Source organism: Flavobacterium sp. ABG, from assembly GCF_001027725.1.
GTDB classification, from domain to species: domain Bacteria; phylum Bacteroidota; class Bacteroidia; order Flavobacteriales; family Flavobacteriaceae; genus Flavobacterium; species Flavobacterium cupriresistens.
Map to the genome: position 1 here is coordinate 444,364 of NZ_LEKS01000003.1, position 12,916 is coordinate 457,279.

12 protein-coding genes, 2 tRNA genes and 1 rRNA gene are annotated in these 12,916 nt (G+C 32.1%); 12 read left to right on the forward strand and 3 right to left on the reverse strand.

The features are described 5' to 3' along the window. The first annotated feature begins 43 nt into the window (after window positions 1-43). The 8 genes from AB674_RS05200 to AB674_RS05235 all read left to right on the forward strand — a co-directional run bounded on the left by AB674_RS05200 (window position 44) and on the right by AB674_RS05235 (window position 6,334). A tRNA-Val gene (locus tag AB674_RS05200) sits at window positions 44-118 on the forward strand. A gap of 61 nt (window positions 119-179) precedes the next feature. Beyond that, window positions 180-257 (forward strand) — tRNA-Val (locus tag AB674_RS05205). Window positions 258-507: 250 nt separating this feature from the next. Then, the gene (locus AB674_RS05210) at window positions 508-1,560 is read left to right on the forward strand and encodes a hypothetical protein (RefSeq protein WP_047774422.1); all 1,053 of its coding nucleotides are present in this window, start codon (window positions 508-510) and stop codon (window positions 1,558-1,560) included. Window positions 1,561-2,226: 666 nt separating this feature from the next. After that, window positions 2,227-2,853 carry a hypothetical protein gene (locus AB674_RS05215; protein WP_047774424.1) on the forward strand — a complete coding sequence of 209 codons (627 nt, stop codon included), beginning with the start codon at window positions 2,227-2,229 and terminating at the stop codon, window positions 2,851-2,853. A 31-nt stretch (window positions 2,854-2,884) separates the two neighbouring features. Further along, entirely contained in the window at window positions 2,885-4,021 is a 1,137-nt protein-coding gene (locus AB674_RS05220) for an alpha/beta hydrolase (RefSeq protein WP_047774426.1), read from the forward strand. A gap of 58 nt (window positions 4,022-4,079) precedes the next feature. Next, window positions 4,080-5,231: a serine hydrolase domain-containing protein gene (locus AB674_RS05225; RefSeq protein WP_053004201.1), complete on the forward strand. Its 1,152-nt coding sequence runs from the start codon at window positions 4,080-4,082 to the stop codon at window positions 5,229-5,231. Window positions 5,232-5,563: 332 nt separating this feature from the next. Continuing rightward, the gene (locus tag AB674_RS05230; protein WP_131701515.1) at window positions 5,564-5,833 is read left to right on the forward strand and encodes a hypothetical protein; all 270 of its coding nucleotides are present in this window, start codon (window positions 5,564-5,566) and stop codon (window positions 5,831-5,833) included. 18 nt (window positions 5,834-5,851) lie between these two features. Next, window positions 5,852-6,334: an HAD domain-containing protein gene (locus AB674_RS05235; protein ID WP_047774429.1), complete on the forward strand. Its 483-nt coding sequence runs from the start codon at window positions 5,852-5,854 to the stop codon at window positions 6,332-6,334. 135 nt (window positions 6,335-6,469) lie between these two features. Here the strand turns inward: AB674_RS05235 and AB674_RS05240 are convergent, their stop codons facing one another. Further along, complete coding sequence (locus tag AB674_RS05240; RefSeq protein WP_165579348.1) at window positions 6,470-7,726, reverse strand: S41 family peptidase; 1,257 nt, start codon at window positions 7,724-7,726, stop codon at window positions 6,470-6,472. A 214-nt stretch (window positions 7,727-7,940) separates the two neighbouring features. Here AB674_RS05240 and AB674_RS05245 point away from each other — a divergent pair, with 214 nt between their 5' ends. The 4 genes from AB674_RS05245 to AB674_RS05260 all read left to right on the forward strand — a co-directional run bounded on the left by AB674_RS05245 (window position 7,941) and on the right by AB674_RS05260 (window position 11,030). Further along, window positions 7,941-9,065, forward strand: a complete 1,125-nt coding sequence (locus tag AB674_RS05245; RefSeq protein WP_047774431.1) for a sensor histidine kinase — start codon at window positions 7,941-7,943, stop codon at window positions 9,063-9,065. Then, window positions 9,062-9,769 carry a LytR/AlgR family response regulator transcription factor gene (locus AB674_RS05250; RefSeq protein ID WP_047774433.1) on the forward strand — a complete coding sequence of 236 codons (708 nt, stop codon included), beginning with the start codon at window positions 9,062-9,064 and terminating at the stop codon, window positions 9,767-9,769. The genes AB674_RS05245 and AB674_RS05250 overlap by 4 nt, the downstream gene beginning before the upstream one ends. Window positions 9,770-9,911: 142 nt before the next feature. Next, on the forward strand, window positions 9,912-10,502 hold the full coding sequence (locus AB674_RS05255) for a Zn-dependent protease (protein ID WP_047774519.1): 591 nt from the start codon (window positions 9,912-9,914) through the stop codon (window positions 10,500-10,502). Window positions 10,503-10,631: 129 nt separating this feature from the next. Continuing rightward, a complete protein-coding gene (locus AB674_RS05260; protein ID WP_047774434.1) occupies window positions 10,632-11,030 on the forward strand; it encodes a VOC family protein in 399 nt (132 codons plus the stop codon). Window positions 11,031-11,052: 22 nt separating this feature from the next. On the opposite strand, the gene AB674_RS05265 is transcribed toward AB674_RS05260, so the two are convergent. Continuing rightward, on the reverse strand, window positions 11,053-12,417 hold the full coding sequence (locus tag AB674_RS05265) for a hypothetical protein (protein WP_047774436.1): 1,365 nt from the start codon (window positions 12,415-12,417) through the stop codon (window positions 11,053-11,055). A gap of 293 nt (window positions 12,418-12,710) precedes the next feature. After that, window positions 12,711-12,820, reverse strand: a 5S ribosomal RNA gene (gene rrf, locus AB674_RS05270). Window positions 12,821-12,916 lie beyond the last annotated feature (96 nt).

The following is a 12,916-nucleotide window of genomic DNA, read 5'->3' on the forward strand; positions in this document are numbered from 1 at the left end:
TATTTGCACTCGCAATCACAAATGATAGCAACCTAGTAAAATAGGGCGATTAGCTCAGCTGGTTCAGAGCACCTCGTTTACACCGAGGGGGTCGGGGGTTCGAACCCCTCATCGCCCACAAAGAAACTCCTTAAAAAATAAGGAGTTTTTTTATCAAAATTGATTACACCCTATAAAAAGGGCGATTAGCTCAGCTGGTTCAGAGCACCTCGTTTACACCGAGGGGGTCGGGGGTTCGAACCCCTCATCGCCCACCAAAAAACTCCTTAAGAAATTAAGGAGTTTTTTTATGTCTATACCTCACTTAAAAAAGCAAATTGCGACAGCGGAGTCAAAGAACAAATTCAAGCTCTACTTCATAAATTATAAAGGATTGTTTCTATATTCGCATTAAATAATATCATACTCTTATTGAGGTATGATATAGATCCAAGATATTTTTAGGTTTAACTAACGCTAAAAATATCAAACAAATTTAAATAGTAATAAACATTAGAAGCAAAAGAAATGCGTATCATTTTTGGTTGGAGTGAGTTTAAAATAAAAAAATACACAAGCGTTGAAATTGGAATTAAAGAATCTGTGTTACCAAAAACAGAGATTCAATTAATACAAAAATATTTTCATTTATTCTTTATTCCCTTTTTTTCAACTGGTAAAATTTGGAATTATAACTCTAATGGTTACTGGCTAAAATTACATCCTGAACAAGAAGCTCATATAGCACCAGAATATAAGCATCAATTTGCGCCATGGTATGCTTTTTCGGGAATTTTATTATTACTATTAATTGGAATTAGTTTCTCAATTTATGATATGACAAACAAGATCAGTCAACATAATTCTGATGAACGTGATTTAGAAATAACTAAAGACAAGTTAACAAAACAAATAAATCATCTAAATGAGCATTTTTATATTGGTTTGGAAAACAGAAGTGACGGAAGTACAGTTTCTACCCTTTTTTTAAAAATTGAAAAGATAAAAAATCAAAAGATTATTTGCTCGATAATAGAACCTATTAATACTTATGAACCTGCACCGCTTTATATAGATTCTTTGTATAATAATAGCAAAGACAATTTTGATACAATTTCAATTACTAAACAAACCCTATTGAAATCTATTCCACTGAAAAATAATGAAAAATACAATACCTCTATTTCCGGTATTTTAATAAAGGGGAAAAACTATTCAATAACTGATGTAAAAGAACATGACAAACCTTTATTGATAATAGGTAATCGTAGAAGTAGAGATACAGAAGGAAATTTTATGTTTTCATTTATTAATCAATTAGACTCAGGAACTTTAATAGGAATCGAAAATGACAAATCAACTAAATTAAACTGGAAAATAACATTCCCTTTTGCTATTCCTGCAGGTTGTATGACAAATGATCTAAATGATTTAAAAAGTATTTTTGAGTTATATGGAACTGGTTATAAAGCAAATCAACCTTTTCAATTTGTATTAAAATGTATTGATAAAAAAAACAAAAAAATCAATTTCTTAGTAAAAGGTAACGATTCGGAACATACCATTGAAGAGGTATACTAGATATTTTCTATTTATCAGGGAATATTCAAGCTCAAATTCAACAATTTTACATTTTAGAATCCCACAAAAATATTCTTCAAAAAACCAATTTTCCTTAAACCTTGCAAAAAATGATTCGTAAACAGACTCATAAGGATCACAAAAATATAATGGTATTGAATGTTAATTTTTCTATAACTTTAAAATCAACCGTTATATAAACTTTTGTGAGTTGATTTAGTTTAATAGATTATTTTAAATTTCAACTGAGCCAAGATAATTACCAAGCGTAATCTATTTCTTAATATTTATGTTAATTAGGATAATTTTACCAGAATCTACTTTGATCCTACTTTCTGTTTTCCTTTCCTCAACTAAAGAAACATAGCTTCTTCATTTTTAAAACTCTACTTTTCGACCAAATAACTAAGTCATCGATAATTCCGTCATTTTGTGTTTTATACCAATAATGATTAGTAACCATAAAGTATGTCAACGGCAAAATTCTTTAAAAAACAAAAGACAAATCCGAAGTAAAAAAAATACTACTTTAGTCTTTCCTAAACACTAACAATCCAATCACCATCATTCATGCAACTCAAAAAGAGCATTACCGGCTTTGAAAAAAAACTCTTAAGCCTTTAAAAGATTGAAACGAAAAACTAACTACAACGCAGACCTTATAAAATGAATCGAGCTTTATTGTTATTTCTATTTCTGGTTTCAATTACTGCACAAAGTCAAAAAACAGTAAACGGCTTGGAAGCTTCTGTCACTAAAGCACGCGAGATGATGCATGAAAAACAGATTACTGATTATGTAGTATTGACCAATAGTCACTATGCTAACGTTACGACTTATTATCAAGATTCTGAAGGAAAGAGAGAAAAGGAAGAGACTTACTTGACCAATATGTTTGAGGCTTACCTCTTTTGGAAGGAAAATTCTAAGTGTTATCTACAACTAACAGATATGAATTTTACCTATCAGCCTTTGCTACTTGATCAATGCGGTTTCTTAAAACTGGATGCTAAAACTATCGATCAAATCTCGAAAGAAGAAGTGCTTCCGATTGTAATCCTAGAAAATGGAGCAAAGACCTATCTGGATATCCCAAATCATTTTCAGAGCCAATTTTATTTTAGCAATGGAAATTCAAAGGAATTTCCCGCTTTTTATTTGTCTGAACCCGAAAAGAGAAACTCAAATAACACTAAAAACAGCAAACTTCAGATCACTAAATTATACAAAACCTGCGAAAAAATAATACGCGACAATTCGGATCTACTACATAGAAATAAACAAAAAAATTAACTAATCTAAAACAACCATAGAAAACGCTATTATGCAAAAATTACAAATCACATTAATTCTGTTTATTTTCACTCAATTAAATTTTGCACAAAAATTAGAGATCATAAACAATCAGGCTATTTTATTTTCTTTAAAGGAGAAAAAAGACACGATTAATTTTATTGTAATTGACACAAAATTGGAAGAGAAAAAACCAATCTTTTTATTCTGTCAGGGTTCTTTACCAATCCCTTTGTTTATTAAACCCGAAAAAGAAGAAATGTGGATGTACGGTGGCGGTATAACTAATTTTGACTTTGCTGAAATAAAAAAACACTACCATCTTATCGTAATTTCAATGCCGGAGACTCCGGTAATTGCTAACGAAAAAGACCTCAATTCCTCTTTTAGTTATGTTCCGGATCCAAGTGAGCCGCGAGCCCTCTCCCTCGCCTATGAACAAGCGGACTATTTAGAAAATTACGAAAGCAGAGCCAATAAAGTGATTCATTTTTTGCAGCAACAGAAATGGGTAGACCATTCAAAACTTATCGTTGCAGGGCATTCCCAAGGTTCTAAAGTGGCAACACTAATTGCCTTAAACAATAAAAAGGTTACCCACTTAGGTTTGTTCAGCACAAATCCATTTGGCAGAATTGACCAGCTCCTGCGAGAGGAGAGAAAAGCAGCCGAAAGTAAAGCAATCACTTGGGAAACAGCAGATAAAAACATGGAAGAAACCTACCAGATGTATCGGGATGCATACACACCGGATAGTGTGAAGGTAAAACCCTATTTGCTGGCTTGGAAATCTTTCTCAAGACCCTTGGTAAACGATTGGTTAAAAATAAAAATCCCTACTTATCTGGCATACGGAACAAATGATACCACAGCAGATTTATGTGATTTGGTTCCTTTGTTTTACATTCAAAATTCAAAAAACAACTTAACCTATAAAAGATATTTAGGCTTAGACCATAATTTTTATGAAAGAAAAGAAAACGGACAACCGGATTACGATAAAGAACATTGGCCCGAGGTTATGACTAATTTTGTAAAATGGACTTTAAAACAAGTACCTAAAACCACTAATTATGAGTCGTTTGTAACTACTCGTACGTTTTCATTAAATACTCGTACCAATTTCACTAACAGAAATTGGTACGAGTATTTTCTTTCGGTCGCCTAACGAATATTTCTAAAGCATCTTTGCCTTCAGTTACTAACAACACAAAAATTTAGAAATCATGAAAAAAAGAAACTTACTTATTTTTTTACTACTACCTTTATTCTGTTTAGCACAAACTTCATTGAAAATAAAAAACGAAAAAGAGACAACCTTTCCTCTAAAATCCCTGATTGATAGTACAGCAAATAAAATGGTCGAAAAACCACTCATTAATGCGGTATCAATCGGAATGGTATACCAAGGCCAAGAATTTATTGGACATTACGGTGAGCTAGAAAAAGGCAAATCAAATGTACCCACTAATCAAACTATTTATGAAATTGGCTCTTTGAGTAAAACCTTCACAGGAACATTAGTAGCAAAAGCCGTTTTAGATAAAAAAATAAACCTTGATGATCCTGTTCAGAAATACTTAACAGAAGACTATCCAAATTTAAGTTTTAACGGTTCTCCTGTTCGTGTAAAGGATTTACTAACGCACACAAGTGGTTTACCCAATATGATCCCATTGGAATTGACTGCAATCATAAAAGACTTTACCAATATAGACACACCAAAAAAGATGAATGATATTCTGGTAAACTATACTCAAAAAGATTTTTTAAGAGACTTACATACCATTAAAATTGACACTATTCCGGGATTTAACTTTTCTTATTCAAGTGCAGGAATTGAGCTTTTGGCTCTTATTCTTGAAAAAACATACAACAAAAAATTTGAGGTACTGTTAAAAGAATACTATTCTGAAAATGCTCAAATGAAACCTGTCCAACTCGTTCTGTCGAAAAAAGAAGAAAAAAACCTTGCCGTTGGTTACCATTGTGATTATCCTTCTATAACTCTTCCGAATCAGAAATTACCCTGGGGTGCTGCTGCAAACGTAAAAATAACAGTTCCCGAAATGATAAAATACATTAAATACCAATTAAAAAACAATGTCGATGTAGCAGAATCTCACAGAGGATTGGTAAAAGTCAATGAAAAATTTAGCGCAGGCTACTGCTGGAGAGTGCTAAAAGACGAAAAAATGGGAGAAATCTACATGCATCACGGAGGAGTTCCACGATCACAATGTTTCATTTACATACTCCCAAAATACAATATGGGTGTATTTATTATAACCAACCAAAGCGGCGAAAATACACCAAAAGACATGAAAGAAGTATTAAACACCATATTTGAAAAAATACAGAATAAGAATCTCCTATAGACAATGACTCGTAAGATTATCAAAAACTCCTTAATTTCTTGAGGAGTTTTTTTTTACGCTTTTATTTTTCCTCTCATTTTTAAACTATTATAAAAATGATCCCTTCAAAAAGCAATTCCTTTTCGCACAAAACAAGAATAACATTACTTTTAAAATTAGGAATAGCTATAAATTGACACAAGGTTTTTCAGGCAAATAATAAAATAAGCAAATAAATATTGAAAACAATTACTAAAAAAGCGATCAAGACATTTCTAGCTACTAATTATTTACAATTCAAGCCGACCCATCAGAAGCTTTCTCTTCCTATAATAAATAGAATTTATAAGAAAATGGCAAATGGAATAAAGTTTGACAATATAAAAACATGTGATCACTTAATAATTGACGGACATCATCGATATGTAAGTTCATTAATTGCAAAAGTTGAAATTAAAAACTCAAAATATCCAAAAACAATAGCAACGATCGAACATGAATGGCAAACAGTTGTTTTTACCGAAACTGAATGGGATACAGAATATAAAATACAACAATTCAACAAGATAGACGCTAAACTCAACAACATGACGATCGAAAGAATAATTGAAATAATTAAATAAAACAGTAACTTTGCATTCATGTTAATCTTTTTAGACATAGATGGCGTTATGGCTCCTGCTAACTCCTGGAAGAGACCTGAATTTTTAAGCGATGGTTTTCCTGCATTTAGTCATAGGGCAACTCAGGCACTTCAGAGAATCATTTCTGAAACAAGTGCTGATATTGTATTGACTACTTCCCACAAATCTAATTATTCAGTAGAAGAATGGAAAAATATCTTTGCCATAAGAAAACTAAAGACCAACAAAATTACTCGTCTTACTGAAAACACAAATCATTCGAGCCGAAAAGAGGAGATCTTAAATTGGTTTAACAGCAATACTGTCTTTGAAGATTTTATTATTATTGATGATGATAAATCGCTGAACTCTTTGCCGGAATTATTAAAAATGAATTTAATTCAAACGAGCGCTGCTGTTGGATTAACAGACGAAATAGCCAGTGAAGCATTAGCATTACTAGAAAAAAAACACATTCATTTACATAATTCAACAGTCTAAAAGTCAAGTTTCGGACTTTTTATAAATTGAATACCAAAAACTCCTTAATTTCTTGAGGAGTTTTTGGTTTCTTTATCAAAAGAATATTTCGTAGCACAATATCTAAACCCAATAAATAGAACTCTTTTTTCAATTTTACATAATAGCTTCTAATTTTTGAACCATTTCTTTTGCCGATTCTAAGTTTGGGTTTAATTCCAGCGCTTTTTTATACGATTTTAAAGCATTTTCTTTGTCCTTATTTATAGAATACGCTTCACCTAAGCTGTCCCAGGTATTTTCATTTGTTGGAAATAACTTTGTGTTTTCCTGAAATACAATTATAGCATCATCAAAAGATTTTTCACTTAAAAGGGCATAACCAATTTTATTTAAAATACCATTTTTACTTCCTGTAACAGTTTTATTGACCGCATCGATATAAGCATATACAAAAGCATCTTTTCCCATTGTTTTAATATCGGGTTGCACACCTTTCCCCTCCCAGTTCGTTTTTGTTACCGGGTGAATTGCTTTGATGTAGGGAACAGAAATCGTAAACCCATCACTTAAGTTAATTCTTTTGGCACGATTGGCACCACCTTCAGTAATTTCACCAACAACAATTGCTTTACCTAAATGTTTTAGCGTATAAGTAAAAGCCTCGGCAGCAGAAAATGTATGTGCACTTGTTAGAATATAAACCGGTTTGTTTACACTACGTTTTCCTTTAACGGTTGCAAACGTATACAATTGCGTTTTGGTATCGGTCTTGCGTTCGTAGAAATCGCTCAATAAAACCGGAGTTTCGTCAAAAAAATAACTCGCTAACAATTGCATCATACTGGGAACGCCACCTCCGTTATTTCTCAAATCAATAATAATCGCATTGGTATTACTTAAAAAATTCATTGCCGCTGTAGCCGTTTCTTCTGCATATTTTATATCTGCAAACTGAAGTAAATTTAAATAACCAATATTTCCTTCGAGTATTTTGGCATCCTTAAAACCATAATTCGTTTCTGCCATTTTCTGGGCTATCATTTTTTCTCTTTTTTGCTTCTCTTCCTCTGTAATCTCCGGTTTATTCTGAGCACTACGCTGTGGTTCAAATCGAACCAGAAGATGCAAATCATTACTGACACTTTGCAGATCTTTTGTTACCGCTTTAGAAAATTCGGCAGGACTTGTAATCATCTTATATTTGTTAGATTTTGAATTTTTATCCAATTCAATTATCATCTTTATTGATAATTCTAAATCAACATAGGATTCCTTTATATTGCTTTTTATCCCTGATAGAATAGCGTCTTTCTGTTTTGTGTTTAGCCCATTTTTAAGGTCCTGTGCAGTGCTATTTTGCGTCATTGCAAATGATAGAATTAAAAACACGATTTTAAAATAATTTTTCATAATACTTTTGTTTAATTGATATAATTTCCCGCAAACATAAGAGGGAACCAAAAGCGTATAAAACATTTTTCACCAACACATCAGTACTCGTCACATACAATTGTTTTATACACTTAAATCGGCTTGAAGTCGAAAAAAACACTGTTTATGCTGTTTTTTAATGTGTTCATGCAAATTGTACCAGAAAAAAAGCAATAATCCTTACTTTTGAAACATGATAAAATTTCTAAAAAAATATAAAGCATTCCTTTACGGGTTGTTAATTCATCGAATTATCGTTGTTGCTTTGTTGTATTTTAAACTTATCCATATTGAGAATTCAGAAGTATTGACAAACACATTGAGTTTTGTTTTTAGTTGGTTGTTAATCTCACTGCCTATTTATTATTTTTCGTTTCTAAAACAAAATAGAACAACCTGTTTAAAGCTGTTCGCATTGCTTCTTCTTTTTTTCATTATCATAATCAATGACCTGAATTCCAAAATAGCCGATAACCCAATTACTTTTGTTGGATTCGTAATCACAGGGCTGAGTTTTTTTTCGATACTAGCGCCACTATATTTTAGAAAACATGCCCTACTTACCATCGTATTCTATATTTTGGCTTTAGGTTATTTCTATTATATAAGAATTTATGCCGAGGACACAAGCAGCTACCTGCAACAAGAAAAAGAAATTAAAATTATCTTAACCATTCCCTTTTTTGCGTTGACTTTAAATTGGTTTTATCAGCAATGGAAATGGCTAAAAACCCTGGAATCAAAGAAATCTAAAGCAGAATTATCGCTATTAAAAAGCCAGATAAATCCACACTTCTTTTTCAATACTTTAAATAATTTATATGGTTTAGTTGTTGAAAAATCTGATGATGCGCCAGATGTTGTTTTAAAATTATCCGACATAATGCGCTATACCATTTATATGGGAAAAGAAGATTTTGTGCCACTACAGGACGAAATTGAATATTTAAAAAGTTATATTGATTTACATAAAATACGATATCAAAAAAAAGTCGACATTCAATTTAATTGTTCACAAGAGAAAAAGGGTCAAATTGCTCCATTGCTGTTGATCATTCCTTTGGAAAATGCATTTAAACATGGTGTAGAAAGCTTAACAGAAAATGCCTATATTCATGTTGATTTAAAAATGACCAACGGTATTATTTATTTTGACATCGAAAATAATTTTGAAAGAATAGAATCTAATAAAAATAGGGGCATTGGATTAGAAAATTTAAAACAACGTTTAGAATTGTTGTATCCGCACAAACACAAAATGCAAATTGAAGTTAAAGGCACGATTTACAAACTATCTCTAATAATAAAAACGACATGATTCATTATTTAATTATAGATGACGAACCTATAGCGCATCGTATTATTGAAAACTTTTGCAACAATTTACCGCATTTGGAAAAAGTAGGGAATTGTTATAATGCCTTTGAAGCCATGCCGTTTTTAAATCAAAATACGGTCGACTTACTCTTTTTGGATATAAACATGCCCAAATTATCCGGTTTTGATTTTTTGAAAACACTGGTTAATCCGCCAAAAATAATAGTTACCACTGCTTACAAAGAATTTGCTTTAGAAGGTTACGAACTTAACATTTCTGATTATTTATTGAAACCTTTTAGCTTTGAACGTTTTGTAAAAGCTATTAATAAAACGATTAATACTATAGAAGACAAGAATACTAAATCCGTACTACACACACCCGAAACGAAGTCCGATACTGTAACTGGATTTTTCATAAAAGGCAATAAAAAACATCACCAAATTCATTTTGAAGACATACTATTTATTGAAGCGTACGGACATTATTCTAAAATCTATCTAAAGGAGGAGATGATTATAAGTCCTCAAAAAATATCCACTCTGGAAGAACTTCTTGTCGGATTCAACTTTATTCGAACCCATAAATCTTTTATTGTTGCTAAAAACAAAATCAAACAAATTGAAGGAAACCGAATTTTAATTAATCAATACAAAATCCCCATTGGACAAACTTACAAGGCAACTATCAATACGTTTTTCTAAACAGGAATTACATCCTGCTTTAAATCAATTTGATTCAGAATAGTACGATTTCATCAATCTTGCAACAATTACCAACTCCACTTTTCAAAGCATTTCAAGTACATAAAATATCTAAAAAAAGCCACCACACAAAATGCAAACCATGAATAAAATAGTGTTATTATTTTGCTTTTTTACGCTCCTTTCGTGTGAAAAGGCAAAGACAGAAAAACATCCAAAGATTATTGTTTTGCAGCCTTTGGGAAACTTCCAAGTAGGTTCAGCTAATGAGGTACTCGAAAAAATCAGAAAAATCAATCCAAACGTGGTACTTAGAAAATCGATAGACTTTCCTTCAGGTTCTTATTACCAGCCCAGAAACAGATTTCGTGCCGACAGTATTATTAAAAATTTAAAGACAAAAGTTGGCAAAGATTCCGTTATTGTTGGACTCTCACACAAAGACATCAGTACAACAAAAGACAACCATCAGGATTGGGGTGTTATGGGATTAGGTTATCATCCGGGAAGTGCTTGCGTTGTTTCCGATTTCAGATTATCGGATAAAAATAAAAAAGAACAATTCTATAAAGTAGTTTTGCACGAGTTAGGTCATACTGAAGGTTTACCACATTGTAAAACCAAAACTTGCCTCATGAGAGACGCCGAGGGAGGAAATCCAATCGATCAGGAAAAAGACTTTTGTAAAAACTGCAGTGCTTTTCTAAAAGCTAAAAACTGGGATTTGCGATAAAGCAACAATTCCAGCCAAAATAGTATCATTGAGGCCTATAAAAGCAAAACACCACTAAAACTTAGATACAACAACTCAAAACATTAAATTGCATAACTTTACTTTTCTAATGAATCTAAAACTTTAAAAATGGAAACTAAAATGATATGGGCAAATTTAGCCTCAGACAATTTAAAAGTAACATATGAGTTCTATATCAAACTAGGATTTGAATCAAACAATAAACATAGTTCTGATGAAAATGCAAGTTTCAATTTCGGTAAAAACAAATTCATCATTAATTTCTTCAAAAAATCAAAACTAGAAACGGATATAAATGGAGCAATCGGAAATTGGAAAACTCAAAGTGAAGTTATATTTTCGCTTTCCGCTAACACCAAAGAAGAAGTAGACCAATGGGCTGAAAAAGCTCGAAAAGCCGGCGGAACAATTTTCTCAGAACCACAAAACTACGAACAAGGTTACACCTTCTGCTTTTCAGATCCGGATGGCCATAAGTTTAATGTTTTATATTGGCCGGGCATGTAATACCAAATGCCTTCCAGTTCTCTTAATCTCCACCACAGCCACCGCAAGAGCTTCCACAGGAACTTCCGCAAGAAGAACTGCATGATCCCGAACTACTCGAATTATTAGCCCAAGAAACATTCGAATCATAATTTGTTATAGGTACAAATGAGCTTGCCAGAATCACATTTCCATAAAGGAAATAATTCCACTCCCAACTAGTTTCATTTTTATTGCTTTCCCGCACTTCTGCTATAAAATGCGAAGGTATAATTTTAGTAAACATTAAATTTAGTACCCTGTCTAAGTAGTAAGAAGTGATCACAACTATGGCAATAATTGCTAACAATAAAAAAACGACAGGTTTATCTCTCCATACTCCCGAGATGAATCTACTAAAAAGAATACTTAATAATGCCCCTAAAACAATCATCGATAAAATCATCACCGATATAAATTCTTTTGAGCTGCTAATTCTTTCCCTGATTCTATAGACACCTTTTCGCAATTGCTCAAAAATTGGCTTTTGCATGGCTGCTATACATAAAAACTTATAGGACATGGTATCATACTCTTTCATGATTTCGACGATACAATTCTCGTATGCATTATCAACAACATCTTCATCGATTAATTGTAATTTGCCATTCGTTAAAATTATAACTTTTTTATTCTTTATTAAATTGTTGACCACACCATGAACTACAGCTTCCAATTTGTTTTCTTTAAAAAAGACCAATTCAAAAGCGGTGAGATTTCTTAAAATTGAATTTGATTTAATATTCTCGTACAACGAAATTAAGCTTCTTCTGATATAAAATTCCAAAAAGAGAATAATCAATCCGAAAGACAAAATATAAAATAGTAAAAAATGGGGATTCTGGATTTGTATTAAAACTGGAAAAATAATCCAGCAAATTGGGAAAGCAAGAAATATAGAATACCACAAAAACATTTTCCTGAGCTTCGAAATCTCATATTTGCTTTTGTCGAAGTTTAAAGAATCTAATTCATTTTCATAATACCAAATCTCCCTAGGCTGGGTTCCAAAAAGATTTTCATACAATTTTGTAGTTCTCTCTTTTGCGATTTTAAATTTTTCAAAATCAATTCGGTTATGAGTAGACGGAATATGTTCAATCCTTTTATCAAGCAGTCTACATAAATCCGAATAAGAATTAGTAAAAATCAAGTGTTGATGCCAAACAATATCGACAATTTCCGAAGGAGAAACCATTTCATTATTGGTTGCCGCCAGGAACATAAACTTTTTGTATTCCAGTATAGCACTTTGTGTAAAATATAACGTCCAATGATTCTCAAGTGCTAATCGTGTCGAAAATCCATATTGGCCAGTTGGATGATCAAAGTCAAATTCCAAAACTTTCTCCCAAAGTATTGTATCCATAAAGAATAACCTGTTTTTTTATTCTGTTCGTTTATCGAGCTTCTTCAATAGAGCGGCAACTCCTTTCATTGATTAAATATAAGCATTTCATCATTTCAATTTTATTCCTATTGAATCATTTACCAAAAAAATACAGCTAGTATATTTAACCGCAAAGCACGCAAGAGGTTTACGCAAGGAGTCGCAAAGTAAATCTAAACTGAACTTACATCACTTATATGGTTTAAAAAAGCCAACAACCAAAAAGTATATAAAATAAAAAACCCTATCCGATTTGGATAGGGTTTTTAAAAGAAAGGCGACGACATACTCTCCCACATAACTGCAGTACCATCTGCGCAGGCGGGCTTAACTACTCTGTTCGGGATGGGAAGAGGTGAGCCCCGCCGCAATAACCACCTTAAGGTCGTTGTTACTTGAGGTAACGTACAATTAATTAAAAATTTAATATTAATAATTAAATAATTGCAACAATATCTTAACATACTGAGATAAAGAA

Coding starts and splice junctions, on each gene's coding strand:
- AB674_RS05245 (WP_047774431.1), top strand. CDS start 7,941: ATGATAAAATTTCTAAAAAAATATAAAGCATTCCTTTACGGGTTGTTA.
- AB674_RS05265 (WP_047774436.1), bottom strand. CDS start 12,417: ATGGATACAATACTTTGGGAGAAAGTTTTGGAATTTGACTTTGATCAT.
- AB674_RS05235 (WP_047774429.1), top strand. CDS start 5,852: ATGTTAATCTTTTTAGACATAGATGGCGTTATGGCTCCTGCTAACTCC.
- AB674_RS05220 (WP_047774426.1), top strand. CDS start 2,885: ATGCAAAAATTACAAATCACATTAATTCTGTTTATTTTCACTCAATTA.
- AB674_RS05210 (WP_047774422.1), top strand. CDS start 508: ATGCGTATCATTTTTGGTTGGAGTGAGTTTAAAATAAAAAAATACACA.
- AB674_RS05240 (WP_165579348.1), bottom strand. CDS start 7,726: ATGAAAAATTATTTTAAAATCGTGTTTTTAATTCTATCATTTGCAATG.
- AB674_RS05230 (WP_131701515.1), top strand. CDS start 5,564: ATGGCAAATGGAATAAAGTTTGACAATATAAAAACATGTGATCACTTA.
- AB674_RS05250 (WP_047774433.1), top strand. CDS start 9,062: ATGATTCATTATTTAATTATAGATGACGAACCTATAGCGCATCGTATT.
- AB674_RS05215 (WP_047774424.1), top strand. CDS start 2,227: ATGAATCGAGCTTTATTGTTATTTCTATTTCTGGTTTCAATTACTGCA.
- AB674_RS05260 (WP_047774434.1), top strand. CDS start 10,632: ATGGAAACTAAAATGATATGGGCAAATTTAGCCTCAGACAATTTAAAA.
- AB674_RS05255 (WP_047774519.1), top strand. CDS start 9,912: ATGAATAAAATAGTGTTATTATTTTGCTTTTTTACGCTCCTTTCGTGT.
- AB674_RS05225 (WP_053004201.1), top strand. CDS start 4,080: ATGAAAAAAAGAAACTTACTTATTTTTTTACTACTACCTTTATTCTGT.